26 protein-coding genes are annotated in these 23,475 nt (G+C 38.3%); 13 read left to right on the forward strand and 13 right to left on the reverse strand.

What is annotated here, in order from left to right:
- The first annotated feature begins 162 nt into the window (after positions 1–162).
- Positions 163–873, forward strand: coding sequence for a glutamine amidotransferase (locus A9J31_RS01990; RefSeq protein ID WP_067762058.1), 711 nt, complete (start codon positions 163–165; stop codon positions 871–873).
- A gap of 65 nt (positions 874–938) precedes the next feature.
- Positions 939–1,568: a LysE family transporter gene (locus tag A9J31_RS01995; protein WP_067762060.1), complete on the forward strand. Its 630-nt coding sequence runs from the start codon at positions 939–941 to the stop codon at positions 1,566–1,568.
- A gap of 93 nt (positions 1,569–1,661) precedes the next feature.
- Here A9J31_RS01995 and A9J31_RS02000 read toward each other — a convergent pair whose 3' ends face one another.
- Entirely contained in the window at positions 1,662–2,258 is a 597-nt protein-coding gene (locus A9J31_RS02000) for a YceI family protein (RefSeq protein ID WP_067762062.1), read from the reverse strand.
- Between the two features lie 358 nt (positions 2,259–2,616).
- On the opposite strand from A9J31_RS02000, the gene A9J31_RS15730 reads away from it, so the two are divergent.
- On the forward strand, positions 2,617–3,138 hold the full coding sequence (locus A9J31_RS15730; RefSeq protein WP_171256647.1) for a nuclear transport factor 2 family protein: 522 nt from the start codon (positions 2,617–2,619) through the stop codon (positions 3,136–3,138).
- A 67-nt stretch (positions 3,139–3,205) separates the two neighbouring features.
- Here A9J31_RS15730 and A9J31_RS02010 read toward each other — a convergent pair whose 3' ends face one another.
- The 4 genes from A9J31_RS02010 to A9J31_RS02030 all read right to left on the reverse strand — a co-directional run bounded on the left by A9J31_RS02010 (position 3,206) and on the right by A9J31_RS02030 (position 6,961).
- A complete protein-coding gene (locus tag A9J31_RS02010; protein WP_067762064.1) occupies positions 3,206–3,649 on the reverse strand; it encodes a GNAT family N-acetyltransferase in 444 nt (147 codons plus the stop codon).
- Positions 3,650–3,763: 114 nt separating this feature from the next.
- Positions 3,764–3,979 carry a hypothetical protein gene (locus A9J31_RS02015; RefSeq protein ID WP_067762066.1) on the reverse strand — a complete coding sequence of 72 codons (216 nt, stop codon included), beginning with the start codon at positions 3,977–3,979 and terminating at the stop codon, positions 3,764–3,766.
- 135 nt (positions 3,980–4,114) lie between these two features.
- Positions 4,115–6,103: a transketolase gene (tkt, locus tag A9J31_RS02020; protein WP_067762068.1), complete on the reverse strand. Its 1,989-nt coding sequence runs from the start codon at positions 6,101–6,103 to the stop codon at positions 4,115–4,117.
- 429 nt (positions 6,104–6,532) lie between these two features.
- Positions 6,533–6,961 (reverse strand): pilin, encoded by a 429-nt coding sequence (locus A9J31_RS02030; RefSeq protein WP_155857593.1) that lies wholly within the window; start codon positions 6,959–6,961, stop codon positions 6,533–6,535.
- Between the two features lie 438 nt (positions 6,962–7,399).
- On the opposite strand from A9J31_RS02030, the gene metK reads away from it, so the two are divergent.
- The 4 genes from metK to A9J31_RS02055 all read left to right on the forward strand — a co-directional run bounded on the left by metK (position 7,400) and on the right by A9J31_RS02055 (position 11,858).
- A complete protein-coding gene (gene metK, locus A9J31_RS02035; protein ID WP_067762073.1) occupies positions 7,400–8,566 on the forward strand; it encodes a methionine adenosyltransferase in 1,167 nt (388 codons plus the stop codon).
- Between the two features lie 727 nt (positions 8,567–9,293).
- Complete coding sequence (locus A9J31_RS02045) at positions 9,294–9,605, forward strand: hypothetical protein (protein ID WP_067762077.1); 312 nt, start codon at positions 9,294–9,296, stop codon at positions 9,603–9,605.
- Between the two features lie 151 nt (positions 9,606–9,756).
- Entirely contained in the window at positions 9,757–10,458 is a 702-nt protein-coding gene (locus tag A9J31_RS02050; protein ID WP_067762079.1) for a VIT1/CCC1 transporter family protein, read from the forward strand.
- 188 nt (positions 10,459–10,646) lie between these two features.
- Positions 10,647–11,858, forward strand: coding sequence for a YeeE/YedE family protein (locus A9J31_RS02055; RefSeq protein WP_067762082.1), 1,212 nt, complete (start codon positions 10,647–10,649; stop codon positions 11,856–11,858).
- Positions 11,859–11,899: 41 nt separating this feature from the next.
- Here A9J31_RS02055 and A9J31_RS02060 read toward each other — a convergent pair whose 3' ends face one another.
- From A9J31_RS02060 to A9J31_RS02070, 3 genes are read right to left on the reverse strand one after another with little or no spacing between them, the layout of a single operon-like run.
- The gene (locus A9J31_RS02060) at positions 11,900–12,421 is read right to left on the reverse strand and encodes a hypothetical protein (protein ID WP_067762270.1); all 522 of its coding nucleotides are present in this window, start codon (positions 12,419–12,421) and stop codon (positions 11,900–11,902) included.
- A 54-nt stretch (positions 12,422–12,475) separates the two neighbouring features.
- Complete coding sequence (locus A9J31_RS02065; RefSeq protein WP_067762084.1) at positions 12,476–13,255, reverse strand: TIGR03915 family putative DNA repair protein; 780 nt, start codon at positions 13,253–13,255, stop codon at positions 12,476–12,478.
- A 9-nt stretch (positions 13,256–13,264) separates the two neighbouring features.
- Positions 13,265–14,524: a putative DNA modification/repair radical SAM protein gene (locus A9J31_RS02070; protein WP_067762086.1), complete on the reverse strand. Its 1,260-nt coding sequence runs from the start codon at positions 14,522–14,524 to the stop codon at positions 13,265–13,267.
- Between the two features lie 208 nt (positions 14,525–14,732).
- Here A9J31_RS02070 and A9J31_RS02075 point away from each other — a divergent pair, with 208 nt between their 5' ends.
- Positions 14,733–15,776, forward strand: a complete 1,044-nt coding sequence (locus A9J31_RS02075) for an NAD(P)H-dependent flavin oxidoreductase (protein ID WP_067762088.1) — start codon at positions 14,733–14,735, stop codon at positions 15,774–15,776.
- 90 nt (positions 15,777–15,866) lie between these two features.
- On the opposite strand, the gene dusB is transcribed toward A9J31_RS02075, so the two are convergent.
- On the reverse strand, positions 15,867–16,871 hold the full coding sequence (gene dusB, locus A9J31_RS02080) for a tRNA dihydrouridine synthase DusB (protein WP_281181673.1): 1,005 nt from the start codon (positions 16,869–16,871) through the stop codon (positions 15,867–15,869).
- Between the two features lie 420 nt (positions 16,872–17,291).
- Here dusB and A9J31_RS02085 point away from each other — a divergent pair, with 420 nt between their 5' ends.
- Together A9J31_RS02085 and A9J31_RS02090 are read left to right on the forward strand one after the other, a co-directional pair.
- On the forward strand, positions 17,292–17,672 hold the full coding sequence (locus A9J31_RS02085; protein WP_067762092.1) for a hypothetical protein: 381 nt from the start codon (positions 17,292–17,294) through the stop codon (positions 17,670–17,672).
- Positions 17,673–18,026: 354 nt separating this feature from the next.
- Positions 18,027–18,212: a hypothetical protein gene (locus tag A9J31_RS02090; RefSeq protein WP_150923002.1), complete on the forward strand. Its 186-nt coding sequence runs from the start codon at positions 18,027–18,029 to the stop codon at positions 18,210–18,212.
- Positions 18,213–18,261: 49 nt separating this feature from the next.
- Here the strand turns inward: A9J31_RS02090 and A9J31_RS02095 are convergent, their stop codons facing one another.
- Together A9J31_RS02095 and A9J31_RS02100 are read right to left on the reverse strand one after the other, a co-directional pair.
- The gene (locus A9J31_RS02095; protein WP_067762096.1) at positions 18,262–18,471 is read right to left on the reverse strand and encodes a hypothetical protein; all 210 of its coding nucleotides are present in this window, start codon (positions 18,469–18,471) and stop codon (positions 18,262–18,264) included.
- Between the two features lie 92 nt (positions 18,472–18,563).
- Positions 18,564–18,746, reverse strand: coding sequence for a hypothetical protein (locus A9J31_RS02100; protein ID WP_067762098.1), 183 nt, complete (start codon positions 18,744–18,746; stop codon positions 18,564–18,566).
- A 277-nt stretch (positions 18,747–19,023) separates the two neighbouring features.
- On the opposite strand from A9J31_RS02100, the gene A9J31_RS02105 reads away from it, so the two are divergent.
- The 3 genes from A9J31_RS02105 (at position 19,024) to A9J31_RS02115 (ending at position 21,205) form a co-directional block, all read left to right on the forward strand.
- On the forward strand, positions 19,024–20,229 hold the full coding sequence (locus A9J31_RS02105) for a DUF1615 domain-containing protein (RefSeq protein WP_067762272.1): 1,206 nt from the start codon (positions 19,024–19,026) through the stop codon (positions 20,227–20,229).
- A complete protein-coding gene (locus A9J31_RS02110) occupies positions 20,196–20,825 on the forward strand; it encodes an HAD-IB family hydrolase (RefSeq protein WP_067762101.1) in 630 nt (209 codons plus the stop codon). The genes A9J31_RS02105 and A9J31_RS02110 overlap by 34 nt, the downstream gene beginning before the upstream one ends.
- A 176-nt stretch (positions 20,826–21,001) precedes the next feature.
- Entirely contained in the window at positions 21,002–21,205 is a 204-nt protein-coding gene (locus A9J31_RS02115) for a hypothetical protein (RefSeq protein ID WP_067762103.1), read from the forward strand.
- Between the two features lie 74 nt (positions 21,206–21,279).
- Here A9J31_RS02115 and A9J31_RS02120 read toward each other — a convergent pair whose 3' ends face one another.
- Positions 21,280–22,374, reverse strand: coding sequence for a fatty acid desaturase family protein (locus A9J31_RS02120; RefSeq protein ID WP_067762105.1), 1,095 nt, complete (start codon positions 22,372–22,374; stop codon positions 21,280–21,282).
- Between the two features lie 12 nt (positions 22,375–22,386).
- The gene (locus A9J31_RS02125; protein ID WP_067762107.1) at positions 22,387–23,454 is read right to left on the reverse strand and encodes a ferredoxin reductase; all 1,068 of its coding nucleotides are present in this window, start codon (positions 23,452–23,454) and stop codon (positions 22,387–22,389) included.
- Between the last annotated feature and the right edge of the window lie 21 nt (positions 23,455–23,475).

Consider the following 23,475-nt stretch of genomic DNA (forward strand, 5'->3'; position numbering starts at 1 on the left):
ATTTCCATTGATTTTAAAAAAATATTTCCAACTACGCCATTTCTCAAATGACGAATCATGGTCTTTTTCGCATACTTTCATTGTCTTTTTACGGTAGAACACTTCCCTTTTTTATATTTCACGTTACATTCTTATTTCGTCCACTTGATTCTGTATCCGCATATGCACACTGCTCTTCCCGATACTATTTATGCAATTCAACACCTTGCTTTTGAAGACCTCGGCTCACTTGAAGATACATTTTATCAAATGGGCTATCGGGTACGGTATTTTGAAGCAGGTATTGATGACTTAAGCAAAGCCCTAGAATACAAAGGTCTCACTATTATTCTTGGCGGCCCAATTGGCGTTTATGAAACTGAAGATTATCCATTCTTACAACAAGAAATTGACTTACTAAAAGTACGTTTAGAAAATAATTTACCGACCTTAGGTATATGTTTAGGTGCTCAACTCATTGCACATGCACTTGGCGCAAAAGTCTATGCAGGACACGCCAAAGAAATCGGTTGGTCTCCACTCGATATTAAAGCCACACCCAACAATCCACTTGCTGTATTAGCAGATCATGCTGTACTGCACTGGCATGGCGATACCTTCGAACTTCCCTCACAAGCCACCTTATTAGCAAGTTCGGCTATTTATCCAAATCAAGCGTTCAGTGTTGGAAATAATATTTTAGCCTTACAATTCCATATTGAAGCTGAAGCTCATACGATGGAGAAATGGTTAATAGGTCATACTTGTGAATTACGTAAAGCAGACATTCATATTCCTAGCTTACGAAGAGATAATCAACAATATGCTGTGGCACTTGAAATGGTTGCTTCACGTGTCATTCAAAATTTTATTGGACAACTCAAGTACCAATAAGCGCTGTTATTTTCTATAGCTATGCCGTATAAAGATGAAATTTACCGCATACTCATATCTCATAAATGACATCTTTACTCAGCATTGCTCTCATTCATTTCTTTGCTTTGATTAGCCCAGGCCCTGACTTCTTTTTTGTTACCCAAAGTGCAATTCGTCAATCTCGCACGCATGCTCTATGCGCTGCCTTAGGTGTCTCTTTAAGTATTCTCGTTTGGTCAATTTGTGCAATTAGTGGATTGCATTTCTTATTCCAGAAAATTGCTTGGTTACAACAAGTACTCATGATTTTAGGTGGTTTGTATCTGCTTTATTTAGGGACACAATTACTTAAATCTGCTTTTGCAACCAAGGAAACCACCGCTACAGCAACCGAACTGAAGAAAACTACAAGCAAATCACATAAAAAATTGCTCTTACAGGGCTTCTTTACCAACATGGCAAATCCCAAAGCCTTGGTTTATTTCAGTAGTGTTTTTTCTATTGCCATTAGTACCGATGTTAGCCTTTTACAACAAAGTTCATTATTGGCTTTAGTATTTGTTGAAAGTCTAATTTGGTTTGCGGTTGTCGCTCTAGTCTTTTCTGCTCCAAAAATGACGGGCTATTATCAAAAGTTTAGCCAAAAAATCGATGCGATAACGGGCGGAATTTTTATTAGTTTTGGCTGTCTACTTATATTAAATCGTGACTAGTCACATTCAGTGCGAATATCTATAGAGCCACATCCATAAAAAAAGCACCCAATTGGGTGCTTTATTATTTTTAGCTGAGGGAGTTGCTAAAAATTATTTTACAGCTGGTTGTGCAGCTGGCACTGATGCTTCAGTCGTAATGTTCACAGTGATTTTATCACCAACATTTGGTACGTAAGCACCTACACCAAATGCTGAACGATCAAACGAAGTTGTTGCATTAAAACCAACGGTTTCTGCTTTTGTCATCGGATGAACAGCTTGCTTGTTTAACACAGCATCCAATACCACTGGTTTAGTCACATTCTTAACAGTTAAGTTACCTGTGATTTTGTATTTATTCTTGCTGATTGCTTGTACTTTTGTACTTTTAAATGTGATATTTGGATATTTTTCTGCGTCAAAAAAATCTGCAGTTTTTAAATGATCATCTAACGCTTTCACGTTGGTATTTAAGCTTGCAAGTGGAATCGTTACATTTACAGATGAATTTGCAGGTTTTGCATTATCAACATTGATTGTGCCTTGAATGTCGCTAAAGTTCGCAGAAGGCGTTGAGAAACCGAAATGATTCCAAGTAAATACAGTTGCTGTATGCGTTGGGTCAATTTGATATGTGACAGGCTTAGCCATTGAAACAGTCGCTGCTGACACTACCGCCAGACCTAATGTTAATACTTTGAAGTTCATGTTCTTATCTCGCTTTAGAATACTGATTAGTCTATAGAATTTTAAACTGAAAACACTGTTAAAGATAAAACGATATGTTGCATCTTTAGAACGATAGATTTGTAAACCCTAAGTGTTTACCGCATTCCGCGCGCTCAATTGTTTGAGCTATTTGGCCTATAAGCACACTAATCTACAAGACAGATTTACCATTTTCAAACACTTTAAATCAAACTAATTGCAACAATCTAAAGATATAACAATTATTTGGCATATATTTTCCTAATTTTAGGATACTATTGCTTATAATAAGCTCTTTTCTCCTTATTTATAATGACTAAAATAATTTCTTCATCTGTATAAATAAAGTTGAATTGTTATGTCAGAAAATTTACAAGCAATTGAAAAAGCAATCAGCACAAAACAACCTAAAGATGTTGTATTGGCCTTTTTACTTAACACCTCAAAAGAATTAGTTGCCAATGCTGCAGAAAAACTGGTCGCAGAAGATGCAATTTATACCTCTCTAAATTTTAACAGCCCTGAACTTAAACAAATTGAACCATGGGCAGGTACTTCAACTGGCCGTGAAGTTTATGTATATACCTTCTCAAATGTTGGCACCTATTGGAATGTTGACGATTTTCAAGTTACAGATCTAATTGGTGAAGGCGAAACTGTGGCCGTATTTGGTAAATTTACCTATACCTCTGTCATTGCCAAAAACACCTTCACATCTCCGTTTGCAATTAAAGCTACGGTAAAAGATGGCCTAATTACGTATTTTCAATTCTTAGAAGATACTTATGCTTCTGCCGCTTCATTCCGTGTTGAAGGTGAATGGACCATTCAACAAGATGCAGATAATTCAAAACGCTTTAATGTTTCAGCAAACTCATAATATTGAAGCTATAGAATTGATAAAGCCCTTACATTCGGGGCTTTATTTTTTGGGTATCTAAATCGCATTAAAGACGATATTGAATAAAGCCTGTTTTTCTCGCAATTTGATCATATAATTTTTGTGCTTGTTGATTGTCTTGATGTGTTAGCCAATACACGCGATCACATTTTCTCTGTTGGGTATATTCTTGCACAGCCTGAATTAAAGCCCGAGCAACACCTTTCCCTCGCGCGCTTTCCAGTGTAAATAAATCCTGCAAATAGGCATACGGTTGTACAGTCCAGCAGCTATCATGCTCAATCACATGTACCAACCCAACTGCTTGATTATCAATATAAGCCACAAAGCCATAAATGTGATCTTGCTGTGGGTCACTAAGCTTATGCCAAGTGTTTTTACTCACTTCTGCACTTAATTGCACCTGATAAAATTCTTGATAGCCTTGCCATAACGGTAACCAATCTGAATATTGAATACTACCTGATGAGAGTGCCTGAATATTTAACATAGTGATGATCGACTGTTTTAAATCTTATAGGCTTTTTTATAAACAATATACGCACATAAAAAAAGCTTTATTTCCTTCTAGAAACAAAGCTTTTTTAGCATTACATTCAAAAACTTAGAGCTTTTCAATCAAAATGCGATCAATCTGTTTTAAACCCGTGGTTTTTTCATGGTTTTTACGGCGCACTTTAATCAGTTTTTCTTCAGCCATATCCTGCAACAACAGCTCAACTGCAACCATTGCTTCTAATGGAAGGTCTTGACCAATCCACTTCTGCTCGCCTGCATCCATTAAAGTGATCTCATCACTGATTTGCTCATATAAACTCATCTCTATCTCACTTCTTCGTTTTGCCAATGTATGAATGAATCATTTACAGCAAAAATAAAAATCAGTGCTGTAAAGTTCAAAAATAAAAGACGCTCTCAATTGAGAGCGCCTTTTAAAGACTGTTAATAACAGGTATTAAGCTGTAATTTCTTTCACTGCTTCAACCACAGCTTCAGCAGTAATACCGAAGTGTTGGTACAAATCTTTTGCTGGAGCAGATTCGCCGTAAGTTGTCATACCAATGACACGACCATCTAAACCAACAAATTTCCACCAGTAATCCACATGCGCAGCTTCAACAGCAACACGTGCACGGATGTTAGATGGAAGAACCGCTTCACGGTAAGCTGCATCTTGTTTCACGAATTCTTCAGCACATGGCATAGATACCACACGTACGCCATCAAGTTGAGCGTAAGCATCCATTGCCAATGAAACTTCTGAACCAGTCGCAATAATGATTGCTTTCAATTCGCCTTTTTCTTTCGCAAGCACGTAACCACCTTTCGCTACGTCAGCAATTTGCTCAGCTGTACGAGTTTGGAATGGTAAGTTTTGACGAGAGAAAATTAACGCTGTAGGGCCTTCTGAACGAAGAAGTGCAGATTTCCAAGAAATAGACGCTTCTACAGTGTCACATGGACGCCAAGTGTTCAGGTTTGGTGTACCGCGTAAAGATGCAATTTGCTCTACAGGTTGGTGTGTAGGGCCATCTTCACCTAGACCAATTGAGTCATGTGTATAAACATGGATCACACGTTGTTTCATCAATGCAGACATACGTACTGCATTACGCGCATATTCCATGAACATTAAGAATGTTGCTACATAAGGAACGAAACCGCCATGCAGCGCTACACCATTCGCAATTGCAGTCATACCAAATTCACGTACACCGTAGTGTACGTAGTTACCCGCTGGATTAGATTCAACGCCTTCTGCACCTTTCCATAAAGTCAGGTTAGAACCTGCAAGATCAGCCGAACCGCCTAGAATTTCTGGAAGTTTTGGTGCAAATGCTTGAATGGCATTTTGGCTTGCTTTACGTGTCGCAATTGTTTCAGCTTTTTCATTTACTTCAGCAATATATGCATCTGCTTGAGCAACGAAATCAGCTGGTAATTCACCTGATAGACGACGTTTTAACTCAGCAGCTTCAGTTGGGTATTTCGCTGCATATGCTGCAAATACATCATTCCAAGCAGATTCTGATTGAGTACCTTTCGCTTTTGCATCCCAAGCTGCATAGACGTCAGCAGGAATTTCGAATGGACCTTCTGTCCAGCCCAAAGCTTCACGAGTTAAAGCAATTTCATCATTACCAAGCGGCGCACCATGGCAATCTTCTTTACCTTGTTTATTTGGTGAACCTAAACCAATAATCGTTTTGCAGATAATTAATGTCGGTTTAGCAGTTTCAGCTTTTGCTTCAACAGTTGCTGCACGGATTGCATCAGCATCATGACCATCAACTTTAAGCACTTGCCAACCGTAAGCTAGGAAACGCTGTTCTGTATCGTCAGAGAACCAACCTTCTACTTCACCATCAATTGAGATGCCGTTGTCGTCATAATAAACAACTAATTTACCAAGACCCAGCGTACCCGCCAATGAACATGCTTCGTGAGAAACACCTTCCATTAAACAGCCATCACCCAAGAAGCAGTAAGTGTTGTGATCAACGACTTTAATGTCATCTTTGTTGAATTGAGCCGCTAAAGTTTTTTCAGCAAGTGCAAAACCAACAGCGTTCGCAATACCTTGACCTAATGGACCAGTTGTTGTTTCGATACCAGGTGCATAGCCCAATTCTGGGTGGCCTGGAGTTTTAGAGTGTAATTGACGGAAAGATTTTAAATCTTCAATTGAAAGGTCATAACCAGTTAAGTGCAATAACGCATATTGCAACATAGAGCCATGGCCGTTAGACAATACAAAACGGTCACGGTTTGCCCATTGTGGGTTTGCAGGGTTATGGTTTAAAAATTCACGCCATACCACATCAGCAATATCTGCCATCCCCATTGGAGCACCTGGATGTCCTGAATTTGCTTTTTGCACAGCATCCATTGCCAATACACGAATTGCGTTTGCAATACGACGTTCGTTAAGCGGGGTTGTCATAGGTCAGAGTCCAAACAAATGGTTTAAAAGAGTAAGATGAATAAGAATTCAAAGATGGGCATATTGTCTTAAAAAAAGCGGAATGGGTAAAGCCTAATGGGCAATATTTCGCTAATTATTCCAGCTACCCCTATATTTTGGGTGCTTATTGGTCAATTTCAAGTCTGTAATCGCCGTTTGTTTTATAAACAGTGTCACTTTGATGTGACCAAACAATGACATGATATTGCCATCTAATCGTTTTAATCACCTTTAAAACACCGACCTCTTTATATTTAAAGTATTGATAATCCCCTACTTCATAGTTAATTTTTTTTGTTATTAGATTCTTTTTTGCTAATATGGTAAAAAGCATTGTGAATTTTATTCAGCTAATGCTTTTCAACCTGAATAAGTAAATTTTTAATTGGAAATAAAGCAGTTCAAAACTTAAATTCCTGTACACGTTACAGGTAAATTACGCTGAGCAATATCATCAGATTGACAATTCCAAGCACCATTTAAACCATCAGGAATACTAAAATAAATGCGCTTCGAGCGTAGCGCTAAATTTACCTCTGTCGCTTTAAAAGTAAAAATAACTGAACAGTTCCCTGAAATATCCGCTATCTGACTGTTGGCGATGTATTTGGTCGTGATATGTTCATTAACGGCTGCATCAAGTTCTGCACAACTGAGTTCATCTGAATATTGCTCAATTAATTTTAATTTATACGGTGACAACATCGTCAGTACTTCTGACACCTGTGCACGAGCTACATAAACGTTATAGGACACAGTTGCTATCGCAGCTAAAATACCAATAATTGCAACAACGATCATGATTTCAATCAATGTAAATCCAGCTTGCTTCATCATGTTTCCCCTTAACATGTAAAGAAACTACGCAATATATGTACCAAGTCACAAATACCCATATTTACATCACTTGTTGAATTGCTAACCGACAAATAAATGATTGTTTTACCGCATCTATGGCAATTTATGACAATAATTATTCCTTTGAAATTGATTTTTATATCAATATTTTTTAAATACTTTAGTTTCACCTAAAACAAAAAATCTACTTTCAAATTCAGTTAATCTTTTTCTTCTTAATCCATATTTATCTATTTTCCCTATAACTCAAATATGAAAAACCTAAATAAGCGTGTCATATCAATTTTTTAGATGGTTATATCAATTAAAAAGTCATTGAAATGAATTAATTTCATCCATTTTGGTCATGTTAAGCTAGTCCTCAAGCCAATCTCGATGTAACATATTGCGTCTTTAAATTTAACTGTGATAGGACTTATGCGCGAGTACGCTGTATTTACCTCGGAATCTGTAAGCGAAGGCCATCCTGATAAAATGGCTGACCAAATCAGCGATGCTATTTTGGATGCTATTTTAAAAGAAGACCCATATGCGCGGGTTGCTTGTGAAACGCTTGTAAAAACGGGTGCGGTTGTACTTGCCGGTGAAATCACAACAACTGCAAATGTCGATTTTGAAGCGATTGTTCGTAATACCGTAAATGGTATTGGATATCATCACTCTGATCTTGGCTTTGATGGTTCAACATGTGCCGTGATTAACATGATTGGTAAACAATCTCCTGAAATTGCTCAGGGCGTTGACCGTCAAAAACCTGAAGATCAAGGTGCAGGTGACCAAGGCTTAATGTTTGGTTATGCTAGCCGTGAAACTGATGTGCTGATGCCAGCTCCAATTTCATACGCGCATCGCTTAATGGAAAAACAAGCTGAACTACGTAAACAAGGTAAATTGGCTTGGTTACGTCCAGATGCTAAAAGCCAAGTCACTTTTGCTTATGAAAATGGCAAACCTGTTCGCTTAGATGCTGTTGTACTTTCAACACAACACGACCCGAAAATTACTCAAGCTCAGCTTAAAGAAGCAGTAATCGAAGAAATCGTGAAAAAAGTGATCCCTGCTGAAATGTTCCATGCAGACACTAAATTCCATATCAACCCAACAGGCATGTTCGTGATCGGCGGACCTGTAGGTGACTGTGGTTTAACTGGTCGTAAAATCATTGTAGATACTTACGGTGGTATGGCACGTCACGGTGGCGGTGCTTTCTCTGGTAAAGATCCATCTAAAGTTGACCGTTCTGCAGCTTATGCAGGCCGTTATGTAGCCAAAAATATTGTCGCTGCTGGTCTCGCAGACAAATGTGAAATTCAAGTGTCTTATGCCATTGGTGTTGCTGAACCTACTTCAATTTCAATCAATACTTTCAACACTGCAAAAGTGTCTGAAGATTTGATCATTGCACTAGTACGTGAACATTTTGACTTACGTCCATACGGTATTACTCGTATGCTTGACCTTATTCAACCAATGTACCAACAAACAGCTGCTTATGGTCACTTTGGTCGCGAAGGTTCAGATACTGCATTTACATGGGAAAAAACTGACAAAGTGGAAGCGCTTAAAGCTTCAGCTGGTCTTTAATCATTTTTTGATTAATTCCTTAAAAAAAAGCCTGCATTCATTGCAGGCTTTTTTATGAGCTAAACATTAAATATAAATTATTTTGACAAAAGATAAACTTAGCTTATTCATAAAAAACCAAAATAATTAAAGAAAACGCCGATGCCATTCCCCTTAGAATATAAATTTATTATGGCAACCGAAGATCGATTAGGATTTAAATTTCTAAAAAAATATAAAGCCAAATACAAATTGATAACGGTGTTGAAATCAACATTGTTATTTCCGACTCAGAGCACAAATATGATGAGGACGTTATTGAAACGTGGTGGCGACTTCCATTTCAAGACGTTAGTGATATCAAAAATTAAATGGACAATGGATCACCTTAGCGTTAAGCATCAATCCACTCGTGAAATAGGTAATTTTTCCATGCGAACTGCATTGCCATCGTACATAACGGCGCTAGCGACTATTTATTATTACAAGATGAATATGGCGTCAATTTAGGTGAAGAAATTTACATATGGCACCATGATGATGAAATGATCAATTATATTGTCACTTCCATCGAAGACTTGATGTAAACAATTTTTTGAGATTAAGATTTAAATAATAATTTTTACTCAAAAATTAGCTTGATAAAAATTACACTAAATCAACAATTTTTGATCGATTTTTGAATATTTTTTCAGCTAATATAAATTCAGCCCATGCTACGGGCATAACAAAAATAGGAACGATCAAAATGAATAAATTACTTGTTGCTTTAGGTTTAGCTGCAACTGTTGCTCTTGTTGGCTGTAACAAAGATAAAGCACCAGAAACAGGTGCAACTACAGGCGAACACCTAGAAAATGCTGCTGACCAAGCAGGCCATGATATTGCAAATGCAACTTCTGAAGCTGCAACTGCTACAGCAGTAGCAACTGAGAATGCTGCTGATGCAACAGCTCAAGCTGCACACGATACTAAAGAAGCTGCGAAAGACGTAACTGCTGAAGCAGCTGGTGCTGTTGAGCAAGGTGCGGCAAATGTGAAAGAGAAAGCTCAACAATAATTGTTGCGTGATAAAAAGGCTCCTGGACTGGAGCTTTTTTATTGCCTATACAATCGTAAAAAACTAAATTAATCGAATTACCTACTTGCAGAATGCAAATCGACACGTCACCCTATAAAGGTAAACCATAAGATTTTAATTAGAGAAAATAATGTCTTATTCACACCATACTGAAAAACACTATATTGAAAGAACGGGTTGGTTACGTGCATCTGTACTGGGTGCCAATGATGGCATTATTTCCGTCACAAGCTTAATTATGGGTATGGCTGCGAGTGGTGCATCGAGCCATACCCTATTGATTACCTGTATCGCGGGATTAATATCTGGCGCCACATCAATGGCAGCTGGTGAATATATTTCTGTAAAATCTCAAGAAGATGTCGAAAAGGCAGATTTACACATGGAGCATAAAGAACTCCAAAAAAATCCTGATCTCGAACTCAAAGAATTAACCCAAATTTATATTGCACGTGGTTTAGAACCACAACTGGCGCATGAAGTTGCAATTCAACTGACTGCACATGATGCACTTGCAGCTCATGCACGTGATGAAATAGGCATCCATGACAATACAGCAGCGAGGCCTATTCAAGCAGCTTTATCATCGGCACTTGCCTTTTCAGTTGGTGCGCTATTTCCAATGGTCGCTATTTTAATTAGTGCGGATCAACATATCGAAAAAGCTGTAATGGCCGTTGGTGTCATTTCATTAGCATTATTAGGTGCTTTGGCCAGCTATGCAGCTGGTACGTCTATCTGGAAAGGTAGTGTTCGTGTTGCATTATGGGGTATTGCTGCGATGCTGTTCTCAAGTTGGATCGGTTCGTTGTTTAATGTAAATCCAATTTAGATGAGTGTGAGTCCAATTTAGAAATTGGGCTCTAATGAAATTCTTTTAAATATCATAACATATAAGTAAATTTGATTATTTAAATCAATTTTACACAGCTTTGTTTGCCTTTTTTTTAATCAGTATTGGTTTTTACAATATATAAAAACTTTAGAATAGACACACTTTAAATCAATATTCTTCCTCCCATGTCTGTTTTAGCTGAGCCAGCAAACCGATCAAACACCTCGGTTTGGGTGGCATTTGTTTTATTAATTTTAGGTACTATCGGTGCTTATTACGTCGTTGGTATTAACCAAGCATTGTTATTTTTAATTGGTGGTGCTCTAGGTATGACGTTATATCATGCCTCTTTTGGATTCACCTCTAGTTGGCGTGTGTTCATTAAAGAGCGCCGTGGTCGTGGACTCCGCGCACAAATGATTATGCTTGCACTCGCTGTTTTACTATTTTTCCCTGCCTTGGGTGCAGGTGAATTATTTGGTAATCCTGTTAAAGGCAACGTAAATCCTGTGTCTATGTCCGTGATGATTGGCGCCTTTATCTTTGGTATTGGTATGCAATTGGGCGGTGGCTGTGCATCAGGTACGCTTTATACTGTGGGTGCTGGTAGTGCGCGCATGATTGTGACCTTGTTCTTCTTCTGTACGGGTTCACTTATCGCGACTTCACATATTCAATGGTGGTTTGATTTACCACACTTTGAACCAATTTCTTTGGTAAAAAGTTTCGGAGTCGTGCCAGCTTTATTACTCAATTTCGTTCTATTTGCTGTTATTGCAGCAGCAACAGTTTACTTTGAGAAAAAACGTCACGGCAGTCTCGAAGTTGAACCACAAAGTACAAATCAAGGTTGGAAACGCTTTCTGCGTGGCCCATGGCCTTTGGTTTGGGGTGGCATCATCTTAACTTTACTTAACTTTGCAACCTTGGCGCTGGCTGGCCGCCCATGGGGTGTAACCTCAGCACTGGCAGTTTGGACTGCTAAGTCTGCAAGTTTCATGGGTATTGATGTTGCATCTTGGGCATATTGGCAGCAACCTGCCAATGCTAAAGCGCTGACTGAATCTTTATGGTTTGATATTACATCGATGATGAACTTCGGCATCATGTTAGGTGCACTACTTGCAGCTAGCCTTGCTGGTAAGTTTGCACCCAACTTTAATATTCCAAAACGCTCGCTCATGGCAGCAGTGATTGGTGGTTTATTACTCGGTTATGGTGCACGTTTAGCTTACGGTTGCAACATTGGTGCATATTTCAGTGGTATTGCATCCGGCAGCTTACACGGCTGGTTATGGCTTGTATTTGCATTCATTGGTAATGGTATTGGGGTCAAGCTGCGCCCAATCTTCTTCCCTGGTGAACGCCCTCAACCTGAAAAATTAACTGGTTGCTAATTTCATATACACAAAAAAATCCCCTCTATTGAGGGGATTTTTTAATTACTCAGTGCTGCTTTTAAATTACAGCCATATTGCATGGTCTCTTGCGCCTGCTTATAGGTGGTATAACGATTGATAATAAAATCATAAAATTGATCAGCATTAGAAAAAACTTGTGACCAATCCTCCTGCCCTGCATTCGGCAGTTTCAAATCTTTCACCATAGCTAAATTAAAATGTCCAAGTCGATACATTTCAGCGAAATGTCCATTCATTACATCGCAATAAGCTACTTTGGATGACTTTAATGCAGTATTCGCTACAAAATGCTGGTTCAATGTTTTTAAGTTTGTCACATCTAAAGCAGATTGATCTGAAAATGCCAAACTTTCCATTTTTTTAAGCTGGGCAAAATCATTGGCTAACTTTTGATTTAATTGCTCAAATCGCTGTTGCAAAGTTGTAGCATCTGCCACTTGATAACTCTGAGAATTTACAGCTGACTTTTCTTGCTCATTGGCAGAGCAAGCACTGAGCATAACCGCAGTCAACACTGTCGATGCAAGAAACAATTTCATCAAGGTCTCACTTAAAAACATTCTAAAGCGCAGCCATTATGCCTGAAAAACCAACTAAAGGGTTTTCTCATTCATATAACGCCAATAGCGCCGTGGCACATATTGCACATGTAATTTCATATTTCGGCGAGCCTCAATATTGACGCTACGGAAGTAATCCTTCCAAAGCTGATCATACAAGACTTCTTCATCATCCAGTTCAATACAAAAAGATTGACTATGCCCACTCGCAGTTTGACGATCTATTGCTCCTGCATCCATCTGTACTTGATGAACTTTATGCAAATCATAATAGATGCCAAAATTGCGCTTTTCATCGTATATAAGCCAGCGTTGATCTTGATAACGTGCTTTAAAATGTCGTTCGATAATGGGTAAAACATTAAAATCAGGTGAAACCAAACTTATGAATAAACCATCCTGACATTTTTTAAAGCGAACAAAGGCTTCCATCCTATGCTTTTCACGCCCTACTTGCTTCGCCCACTGGCTCATTCCCAATACATCGGCATGGCCATAATTTTTAGACACATCACGTTGCTGCTGAAACACATAGATCGCAAAATTAAAACAATGTTGAAAAGCCTGTTGCTGCTCTGACAAAAAGGCATAATAAAACTGCTTAAAAGCACTATCCGATGCTTTTAATTTTAATCCCTGCCAAACCCGCTGCGCGTGTTCATCATTACTAGCAACATCAATCACCTCTGCAAACAAGCCCGTTTGCACATTTGCATCAGTAGAAACCTGCACATCAAATTCTTTAAATTGAAAAGCACGAAATATACAGCTAAGTAATCCAGTCATCGTGCCATCAAAAATATAAATACTCATGACTACGAACTAAAACCCTAAGCTCAATTGTGGGCTAATTTGTTGAGTATATTTAGATTGACCACTTTGTAAAATTTGCTGTCGAATTTGATATGGCTGCTGCTCACGAATAAATTTTGGAGAATCTTCACAGCGAATAAAATGCTGTGCCCTGTTATAGGACACCCCCATACGCTTTAACTGATCAATATGAATTTTACCAAAGCAACGTGCTTGAACAATTTTCTTAGCCGAACGCACACCAATACCCGGCACACGTAATATCATTTGATATTCAGCACGATTAATATCTACTGGAAATTGCTCAGGATGGCGCAGTGCCCAACCAAGTTTTGGGTCAATATCTAATTCTAAATTAGGATGTTCTTCATCAACCAATTCGTTAGCAGCAAAACCATAAAAGCGCATGAGCCAATCACTTTGATATAAGCGGTTCTCGCGTAACAAAGGTGGTGCGGAACCGACAGCAGGCAGTGCACGTTCATTTTCATTAATTGGAATATAGCCCGAGTAATACACCCGCTTCAGCTTAAACTCTTTGTAATGATGATCGGCCATCAATATGACATCGCGGTCAGACTCTTGATGCGCCCCAACCACCATTTGTGTGGTCTGTCCAGCTGGAACAAACTTCGGTACTGAGCGAATTATTTTCCGTTCGTCTTTCAGCTCAATCAACCGATCTCGCACAATACCTAAATCTTTTTGCACTTCAGCATGGTTTTTTTCTGGAGCAAATTGTTGTAAACCGGCTTCAGTTGGCATTTCTAAGTTAATGCTCATACGGTCAACATATAAACCGGCTTCTGTAATAATTTCTTGTGAAGCACCCGGAATGGTTTTGAGGTGAATATAGCCATTAAAGTTTTCTTCTAAACGCAGCTTTTTCACCACTTGCAACATACGCTCCATGGTGTAATCCGCTGATTTAAAAATACCAGAGCTTAGAAATAGCCCTTCAATATAATTGCGGCGATAAAAGTTCATGGTGAGATCAACCACTTCTTGCACCGTAAACGCCGCACGTTTGACATCATTACTGCGCCGCGATACACAATAGGCACAATCAAAAATACACACATTAGAAAATAATATTTTAAGTAAGGATACGCAGCGACCATCTTCGGTATAACTGTGACAAATACCATTACCAGTATTACCTAAACCTTTGTCTTTATTTTGGCGTTTGCTACCACTTGAAGAACAAGAAACATCATATTTGGCAGCATCAGCTAAAATTTGCAGTTTTTCACGGATACGATCAGACATGGGGAGAATACAATTGATTAAATACAATTCTATTTTAATATCTAGCTTTCTATTGAATATGTCATTCATCAACTCTACGACATGAGATGTCGCTGTATTTGTAAGTCGATCGCCGTTGAAAGACCATCATTTAAAAATGAAATAACGAATATTATTTGCTTAATTTTTTAAGCTTGGGCAAAGTAAATAAAGTGACTGGAGTATGCACATGACTTTACTAGAAAAACTTGGCATTAAGCACCCAATTTTACTTGCCCCAATGGCTGGTGTTTCCACACCTGAACTTGCAGCAGAAGTCTCTAACCAAGGTGGATTAGGTTCTCTTGGGTTAGGCGCAAGCAGTGTAGAGAATGCACGAAAACAAATTTTGCAAACTCAGGAACTCACGGATCAACCCTTTCAGGTCAATTTCTTTTGTCATGATAGTGTCGAGTTGGATGAACAAGTAGCGGCACAATGGATCTTACAATTCAATTCACTTTTCACTGAGTTTGATGCAGCAGCGCCTGAAGCATTAAATTGCATATATCCAAGTTTTAAAGACGATGACCACTTTTTAAATTTAGTCTTGGAAACACGTCCCAAAGCTGTCAGCTTTCATTTTGGCATACCACACCCACATCAGATTCAAGCCCTAAAACAAGCTGGCATCGTTACAATGGTTTCAGCAACAAATTTGGCTGAAGCAAAACTGATTGAAGCTGCGGGCATTGATATTGTCATTGCTCAAGGGGTTGAAGCTGGCGGGCATCGCGGCATTTTCAATGAAAGCTTTGATAGCAGTGTAAAAACACGTGATTTAGTACAACTGTTAAAACAACATATACAGTGTCCAATCATTGCTGCTGGCGGCATTATGAATGGTCATCAAGCATATAACATCATGGAACTCGGCGCCGATGCTGTTCAACTCGGTACAGCTTTTGTTCAATGTAAAACATCAAATGCGAATGAGGCTTATCGTAAAGCACTGTTTGATGCCCCGATTACACAAATTACAGCGAGCATTTCTGGACGACCAGCCCGTGGCATTATTAATAACTGGCATACAGATGTTGATACCCCTACGCGCCCAACAGTTCCACCTTATCCATATACATATGACTTAGGCAAACAGCTACATGCTGCTGCAAGCAAAAAAGGCATACAGGGTTATGGTGCTTTTTGGGCAGGAACAAATGTATCGCAAATCCGTGAATTAGAAGCGCCTGACTTAATTAATCAACTTGTTTTAGAAATGCGTTTTAATTAAAAGCCCAATTTAGCTTTTATACAACCATATAAATGCAAAAAGCCCTCATCATTTTGAGGGCTTTTTGCATCGTAAAATCACAAATTTCATTTATTTAGTTTCAAGCAAATTCACTTGTTCAACTTGAACATCACTCATGATTTCACCATGTTCTAACAAATTATTAAAATAGTTTTCGACCACTTTGTACTGATCCGTTGTAGATTCAACTTTATACATGTTTTGGCGGAATTCATTACTTGAACGTAAACCTTTGGTATACCAAGCAATATGTTTACGAGAAATACGGCAACCCGAATATTCACCATAAAACTCGTACAATTCAGATAAGTGCCCCAACAATACGTCGCGAACTTCTGTTATGGTCGGTGCAGCCAAATGCTCGCCCGTTGTTAAATAATGTGCAATTTCACGGAAAATCCAAGGTCGCCCCTGAGCAGCACGGCCAATCATCACAGCATCCGCGCCTGTATAATCTAAAACGAACTTGGCTTTTTCAGGAGTATCAATATCTCCATTGGCAATAACGGGGATATTAATAAATGACTTTACGTCTTTAATTAAACTATAACGTGCAGTATTTAAATACATATCTTCACGTGTACGACCATGTAATGCCAAAGCTGCAATGCCCGCTTCTTCAGCACGTTTCGCCACACGCATAATATTTTCATGACCATTTAAATAGCCAAGACGAGTTTTTAAACTAACAGGAACATCTACGGCTGCCACAACTGTATCGAGTATACGTGCAACGAGATCCTCATCTTTCAATAAAGCAGAACCAGCTAATTTATTACAGACTTTCTTCGCTGGGCAGCCCATATTGATATCAACAATTTGAGCACCGTTCGCCACTTGATAACGTGCGGCTTCCGCTAATTCATGCGGATCTGAACCAGCAATTTGTGCAGAAATAGGTGCAATTTCTCCATCAAAATTAGCACGATATAAGCTTTTTTTACTCATGCGTAGTGTTTTGTCTGCCGTCATCATTTCACTGACCGCATGACCTGCACCAAAATATTTACACAAGGTGCGAAATGGTCGATCGGTAACGCCTGCCATGGGAGCAACCCATAACTTTCTTTCGATTGGACGATCGAATAGTTCTTGAATGACGTTATGTTGACTCAAAGCTTAAACCTCGTAAATATCTCGTAGTTATGACTTCAATTAACCCTTCATATAAATAAAACCATGGGAACTGACTTAACGATAAGCAATTCCACATTACTAATTCATATCATTGGGCTAAATTGCTAGAGCGCTTCATGCCCTTCATTAGGCTTAAGCAAAACTCTAGGCAAATTGAAAATAGGAGAGAAAAAATATGTCGCTAGTTTAGTGTCTTTAACACTAAATTTCCATGCATTTAGCTTTGTATCGGACTTGATCTTATTGAACTAAGCCGTTTATACCGCAAAACAAAATGATCAATATTTTCTTGATGAAAACTTTTATACTGAAGTCCTAAGCGGGATCTTCATAAAGTATTGGAAAATGATATTTAACATGCATATAAAATTATTGAGTTTAATCGTTGTGTCTTCTGCATTAGTTGCCTGCCAAAAACCGACTGAAGATGCAAATGCAGAATCAATAAGCCCAAACCAACAAAGCAGAAATGCCCAGTTAGACACACCTCAACAACGTTTTGCTCATGCGGATGAAAAAATCAGTTACTATCTGGATCAATTAGATTCAGCAAATACAACTTTAGATGTGAAACAACAAGTGTTATGTGTCGATTATCCGAATGAATATAAAAACAATTATATACCGGCCATGTTAGAAATTGCTCCACAGGAATACACAACTGAAAAAATGCTGAATGATTTACACATTTCACAAGATTATTATGCTGAGAAACTCTCCATCCAATGCCCAAAGTAATTGTTTTATGATTTCATCAATCGTTCATAATAAGCGTTTAAATTATGAATCAAGCGATTAAGTCACTCCGTCGCTGCAATAACAAAGTAAAATCCGCTACCCGATTTATTTTCGGGTTTTCTTTTTTCAAGACTGGTTCTAATTGGATCATAGCGATTACTGTTTTCATCAAGCAATACCCAATAAAAAAGCCATGTTCAATAAAAGTGATGCAGTTCTAATAATTTTAATTTTATGATAAATAAAGACTTTGAATGATACAGAGTTGCCACAGAAGGTATTAGTATAATTACACTTTTCTCATGATTTATTCATTAAATTACCACCTCCAATTAAATGAACGATGATGAATTAATGAAAACTTTAAACAAAGTACTTTTCGCTACTCTTATTTCTGCTGCTGCTGCAACTACATTCGCTGCTGAAGAACAAAAAGTTGAAGTTGCTGCAACTGAATCTGCGGCATCTGAAGTTCAAACTGCTGAAACAACTCAAGAAGCAGTTGAAGTGAGTGCTGCATCTGAAGCAGCTGCAAAATAATCTATATTTTGCTAAAAGCCCACATTATAGTGGGCTTTTTTTGCTTGAATTATTTGATTTTCATCCGTTGAATTTGCCGCTCACGACGATATAAACCTAAAATCTCTTTACGTTGATGAATTTCATCTTCTGAGAAATTAAGTACATTCATCAGCTGTTCAAGTGGGATTGTCGAATTTTCAATTAAGTAACAATCCTGCTCTGTTGTCCACTGCACATCAAGCTGGTTTTTCAATTTAGATCGTTCATATTTACGCATGAATGCATTATAACAAATGTGCGCGTAAATCAGACTGCAAAAAGCCCACCGAAGTGAGCTTATATCTTAAGAAAACCGAGTAGCTGCAAAAATTACAGATTTTCATCCTTTGTAATCATTACTGAGGTTAAAATAGGCACACCAAAACAAGGAAGTAGCAATAAAATCCAATATTCAACCATTGGTTTATCAAAACCTATGTTGATTATGAGTGCTCCAACAACCATCACCAAAGCAATACATGCAAAGAAAATACTGAAAAACTTTGCTGGCATATTTAATCCCCTTAAAAAATTATGGTTTTATTCAGTATATACCTTCAATTTTCATATTTTGAAAAAATCATAGATTGAATTAATCATATAAGAATCTGAATTTGGTTATTATTTCCCATCATCAAATCCAATCACTTTGTTTTTACTCAAGTTATACGCGAAAATTATATTGACAGCACCCAACGAGGCATATACATAATAATTCATCAACTTTGTCATGTGCATAGTATACTGCCCGTGCCTCTTTCCCCTTATGTGGCTGACTTTTTTGGAAGATATGAACAAAACCTTTTCTGCAACTTTTTGCTTTAAATCAATGTCTATACTGGCTTTATCTATAAGCTTAAGCGCTTGTGGAAATGGTTCATGGTGGTCGAAAGATGAACCGACCATGGAAGCTGAACAAATTAAAAAAGCCATTCCACCTCGTGTAAACGAGCGCCAATCATGGGCCAATGATATTTATGATATTAGTGATCAGTTGGGTATTCCAACCACTAAAGAAAATGTCTGTACCATTGTTGCTGTAGTTGACCAAGAGTCAAACTTCGTGGCTGACCCGCATGTGCCGGGTTTAGGCGAAAAAGCAGTGAAAGAAGTTCAGGATCGACTTGAAGAAAAGTTTAAAGATAAACTCGGTGATGGTATTGGTGGTACGGTTGCTGGTTATTTCCAAGATGTCCTTAAAAATCAGCCTAGCCCAGAAGATAACTATTTAAGTCAAATGCGTCGCGTGCAAACTGAACGTGAACTTGATGAGCTTTATCGTGAAATCTTCGATTACATGTCCAAACATTATCATGTCAGTGCGCTGACTGGTGCAGCTAAACTCGTTGGTCAAGATATTGGGGAAAAATTAAACCCTATTACTACCTTAGGTTCAATGCAAGTTCATATTGGTTATGCCAAAGATCATAAGCGTCAAGGTGGCAATATTGCAGAACTTCGTACTGACATGTATACCCAATATGGCGGGTTATATTATGGTATACACCGCCTTATGATGTATCCGGCTGAATATGATAAGCCAATCTATCGCTTTGCTGACTATAACTCTGGCCGTTATTCAAGTCGTAATGCCGCGTTCCAAAGTATGTTAAATGACTTAACACCTGCAGAGCTAAGCTTGGATGGTGACTTACTTTTGTATAGCAAAGACGGTTCACCTCGAGCAGCGAAAAGCCAATCTGAGACAGCACTCATTGCTGTATTTGCAGAAAATAATGTGATTGCCACACCACGTCAAATTCGTTCAGACTTGAAAAAAGAAAAGGATGAAAATTTTGAAGGTACACTCACATATAAAGCGGTAAAAAAACTTTATCAAGAAAAAACAGGTAAAGAACCCTTCTATGCAATGATGCCAGAAGTGGTCATTTCGGGACCTAAATTAAGCCGTGATTACAACACCAATTGGTTTGCAACTCGTGTCGATGGACGTTATCAAACATGCATGCGCCGCATCAAAAACCTAAAGCTCTAGCTCTCTTTGACTTTGATGGTACCCTGTGCAAAACCGACAGTTTTACAGGGTTCATCTTCCATTCTCTCTCTAAACGCCATATTGTGCGCCAAGGCATCAAGCTCTTACCATGGATACAGGGTTATTACTTAAACCTTTATCCTGCGCACGCCATGCGTCCAAAACTTTATGCCGCAATGTTTAAGCAAGCGGATCAACAACATATTTTAAGCCAGGCTGAAGTCTATGCTGAAACGCTTATGTCTAAACTTAACCCCGAATTATATAAACAGCTTCAGCAACATCAACAACTCGGCCATGATGTCGCTTTAGTGTCTGCGTCTGTTGATTTATATTTAAAACCCATAGCAAAAAAACTCGGTGTGAAATTAATTTGTACGGAAACAGATAGCCATGATCGTAAATTAACAGGTAAATATCACACACTGGACTGTAGTGGAGAGCAAAAGAAAATTCGTATATTGCAACATTTTAATGTGCAAGATTATGAGTGTATTTATGCCTATGGCAATAGTGATGAAGACTTAGCGATGTTTGAATTAGCAACCCATTTTTTTATGAATGGCCATGATAATACTCTACCTGAACTCACCTAAAACAGAGCATTCTACTTGGTTTTTTTAATTTGATTAAATAATCAACATTGTAAAATTAAGCTGTTCTAAACTATAAATAATTTCATACAATTAGCCTTTTCAATCATTCATATTCTGTGTTATTTTTCACAATAATTACAATTAATGCGGTACAACATTACAAGCCGGAATAGAATATGAATCAATTCAATCCACCAAAATATGTAAAAGGCCTCAACATCAAATTCGGTGAGAATCCGTTTGTATTACTCGCACAGTTTGCCTTCTCTGCCACACGCCAGATGTGGAGTAAAGAAGAAATTGAAGTGGTAATTCGCATGGCGAAAAATGGAAATTACATGAATTTGATCAAAATCCTTCGACTGCACATTAAAAAATAATGTTACTCAGCCAACGCCCTCCTCTTCATAAAAAAAGCCATGCAAATGCATGGCTTTTTTTATTCCAATTCATATTATTTTTTAAACGGGAATGCATATTTCACAATACGTTTAATTACGCTGCCATATTGTTTCACAAGGCTCGCGTTATTGTAGTTCAAACCATACTTTTCACATACAGCTTGCACTTTTGGTGCCATCTGACGGTAACGGCGTGCAGGAACATCAGGGTATAAATGGTGTTCAATCTGATGACTCAAATGCCCTGTTAGAATATGAAAAGCTTCAGAACCAGTCAGGTTTGAAGAACCACGAATTTGACGCATATACCAATGACCGCGGCTTTCATTTTCAAGTACTTTTTTTGGGAACACTTCAACATCTTTAGTGAAATGACCACAGAAAATGATACTGAATGTCCAAATATTACGTAAGCCATTTGCCACTAAATTACCGGTGAATACGGGTAATGCTGCAGGCCCAGCGATCAATGGAAAAAATACATAATCTTTAAACAGTTGTTTGCCAATTTTTGCTTGCATTGGCTTCCATTCTGCTTTGGTCTGTTCTTTAGTTTTACGGCCTTTGAAGTATTTACCCAATTCTAGGTTTTGAATCGCGACGCCCCATTGGAAAAGCAAGCAAAATGGAATGCTATAGATTGGCTGTAATAAATAGCCCGGCTTCCAACGCTGCTCAGGGAATAAACGAACCAGACCATAACCAATATCATCATCCATCCCTTTAATATTGGTATAGGTATGATGCTTAAAGTTATGCGTTTGACGCCAGTTATCCGCTGTACCGACAATATCCCATTCGTAAGTCTGGCCATTGAGCTTCGGATCATTCATCCAGTCATATTGACCGTGCATCACATTATGGCCAAGTTCCATATTTTCCATGATTTTGGCAAAACCAAGTAAACCTGTACCGAGTACCCAAGCTGGTGGGAACCATCCTGCAAACAGTAATGCACGACCAGCCATAGACGAATAGCGAATCGTAGAATACACACGACGAATATACTTCGCGTCTTTTTCACCTAAATCATCAAGTACTTCTTGCTTAATCGCATCCAACTCACGGGCAAGTTCATCGAGTTGAGTTTGAGTTAATTCACGGTTTTTAGGATTTTTAAAATATTCAATTTTTACAGGCATGTTCATAGTTTTACTACCTTATAAATCAATAACTAAATCAGTCTGTGCTGAATTGACACAAATTTTTAATAAATTACCCGGTTCAGTATTTCGGCTACCGTTCACCAAGTTTTTGGTTGAACCTTCGACTTTATTGCAAGCACATTTATTACAAATACCCATACGGCAACCGTGGTTCGGCTTAATATTTTGTTGTTCCAAGCTAGACAAAATTGACTGCCCTTTTGGAATACTGACTGTTTTATTGGACTGAGTTAATGTGATATTCACAAAACCCACTTCATCGGTATCTACAGCACTCATACTAAATGCTTCACTCATAAAGCATTGCGCACTAGAACATAGCTGTTCTGCTTGGGTTACAAAGCCTGAAGGGCCACATGCATATATCGTACTCGCGCCAAGGTTTTCAATTTGTGCTATATGCGATGCACCTAAACGTGCATCCGCTTGCGCTTCTTGAGTAAAAAATATTTTAAATTTAAAATTAGGATACTGTGCAGCTAATTCATCAAAACGCGCTTTGAAAGCCGCATCTGCATGACGCTTAACCCAGTAAAGCAATTGAATTGGTTGTTCCGACATGTCTTTGGTCTGACTTAATGCTTTAAGCAAACTCAGCATTGGTGTAATGCCACTGCCAGCCGCCAACAAAATCAGTGGACTACGAGTTGATGGAAGTTTCATCTCACCAAACGGCTGTCCAAACTCGATAATGTCACCTACTTGTGTTTTTTCAACCAAATATGAACTAACAATACCCGCATCAACTTTTTTTACGCTCAGTAAAACGTGTTGTGCATCAAGCTGCGTCAAACTATAAGTACGTTCATAGCGGATACCATTAACCCGAATAAATACAGGATGATGTTGACCAGCTTGTCCAAATTTAAATAAGCGATTGATCTGAATGGTAAAACTTACCATGTCATTCGCTGCATTTTCTTTTTGAACAACTTTACCGAGAGCTTGACTGCCCGACCATAAAGGATTGAATTTCTGTAGCCAAAAATTTACTGCATTTACATCTACCACACTGTCTTTCAGTGCATTTAAAGGCTTTTTCGCTTTTTCAAGTACATGCATAGTCGAACACATTTCATGGGA

Source organism: Acinetobacter gandensis, assembly GCF_001678755.1.
GTDB classification, from domain to species: Bacteria; Pseudomonadota; Gammaproteobacteria; order Pseudomonadales; family Moraxellaceae; genus Acinetobacter; species Acinetobacter gandensis.

What these genes read in the sequence shown, in the direction of transcription:
- A9J31_RS02070 (WP_067762086.1), bottom strand. Translation starts at nt 14,524, where the DNA reads ATGTCTGATCGTATCCGTGAAAAACTGCAAATTTTAGCTGATGCTGCC.
- A9J31_RS02110 (WP_067762101.1), top strand. Translation starts at nt 20,196, where the DNA reads ATGCATGCGCCGCATCAAAAACCTAAAGCTCTAGCTCTCTTTGACTTT.
- tkt (WP_067762068.1), bottom strand. Translation starts at nt 6,103, where the DNA reads ATGACAACCCCGCTTAACGAACGTCGTATTGCAAACGCAATTCGTGTA.
- A9J31_RS02050 (WP_067762079.1), top strand. Translation starts at nt 9,757, where the DNA reads ATGTCTTATTCACACCATACTGAAAAACACTATATTGAAAGAACGGGT.
- A9J31_RS02075 (WP_067762088.1), top strand. Translation starts at nt 14,733, where the DNA reads ATGACTTTACTAGAAAAACTTGGCATTAAGCACCCAATTTTACTTGCC.
- A9J31_RS02085 (WP_067762092.1), top strand. Translation starts at nt 17,292, where the DNA reads ATGCATATAAAATTATTGAGTTTAATCGTTGTGTCTTCTGCATTAGTT.
- A9J31_RS01990 (WP_067762058.1), top strand. Translation starts at nt 163, where the DNA reads ATGCACACTGCTCTTCCCGATACTATTTATGCAATTCAACACCTTGCT.
- A9J31_RS02030 (WP_155857593.1), bottom strand. Translation starts at nt 6,961, where the DNA reads ATGATGAAGCAAGCTGGATTTACATTGATTGAAATCATGATCGTTGTT.
- A9J31_RS02010 (WP_067762064.1), bottom strand. Translation starts at nt 3,649, where the DNA reads ATGTTAAATATTCAGGCACTCTCATCAGGTAGTATTCAATATTCAGAT.
- A9J31_RS02100 (WP_067762098.1), bottom strand. Translation starts at nt 18,746, where the DNA reads ATGCCAGCAAAGTTTTTCAGTATTTTCTTTGCATGTATTGCTTTGGTG.
- A9J31_RS02105 (WP_067762272.1), top strand. Translation starts at nt 19,024, where the DNA reads ATGAACAAAACCTTTTCTGCAACTTTTTGCTTTAAATCAATGTCTATA.
- A9J31_RS02120 (WP_067762105.1), bottom strand. Translation starts at nt 22,374, where the DNA reads ATGAACATGCCTGTAAAAATTGAATATTTTAAAAATCCTAAAAACCGT.
- A9J31_RS02000 (WP_067762062.1), bottom strand. Translation starts at nt 2,258, where the DNA reads ATGAACTTCAAAGTATTAACATTAGGTCTGGCGGTAGTGTCAGCAGCG.
- A9J31_RS02115 (WP_067762103.1), top strand. Translation starts at nt 21,002, where the DNA reads ATGAATCAATTCAATCCACCAAAATATGTAAAAGGCCTCAACATCAAA.
- A9J31_RS02055 (WP_067762082.1), top strand. Translation starts at nt 10,647, where the DNA reads ATGTCTGTTTTAGCTGAGCCAGCAAACCGATCAAACACCTCGGTTTGG.
- A9J31_RS02090 (WP_150923002.1), top strand. Translation starts at nt 18,027, where the DNA reads ATGAAAACTTTAAACAAAGTACTTTTCGCTACTCTTATTTCTGCTGCT.
- A9J31_RS15730 (WP_171256647.1), top strand. Translation starts at nt 2,617, where the DNA reads ATGTCAGAAAATTTACAAGCAATTGAAAAAGCAATCAGCACAAAACAA.
- A9J31_RS02015 (WP_067762066.1), bottom strand. Translation starts at nt 3,979, where the DNA reads ATGAGTTTATATGAGCAAATCAGTGATGAGATCACTTTAATGGATGCA.
- A9J31_RS02125 (WP_067762107.1), bottom strand. Translation starts at nt 23,454, where the DNA reads ATGCATGTACTTGAAAAAGCGAAAAAGCCTTTAAATGCACTGAAAGAC.
- A9J31_RS02095 (WP_067762096.1), bottom strand. Translation starts at nt 18,471, where the DNA reads ATGCGTAAATATGAACGATCTAAATTGAAAAACCAGCTTGATGTGCAG.
- metK (WP_067762073.1), top strand. Translation starts at nt 7,400, where the DNA reads ATGCGCGAGTACGCTGTATTTACCTCGGAATCTGTAAGCGAAGGCCAT.
- A9J31_RS02060 (WP_067762270.1), bottom strand. Translation starts at nt 12,421, where the DNA reads ATGAAATTGTTTCTTGCATCGACAGTGTTGACTGCGGTTATGCTCAGT.
- A9J31_RS02045 (WP_067762077.1), top strand. Translation starts at nt 9,294, where the DNA reads ATGAATAAATTACTTGTTGCTTTAGGTTTAGCTGCAACTGTTGCTCTT.
- A9J31_RS01995 (WP_067762060.1), top strand. Translation starts at nt 939, where the DNA reads ATGACATCTTTACTCAGCATTGCTCTCATTCATTTCTTTGCTTTGATT.
- A9J31_RS02065 (WP_067762084.1), bottom strand. Translation starts at nt 13,255, where the DNA reads ATGAGTATTTATATTTTTGATGGCACGATGACTGGATTACTTAGCTGT.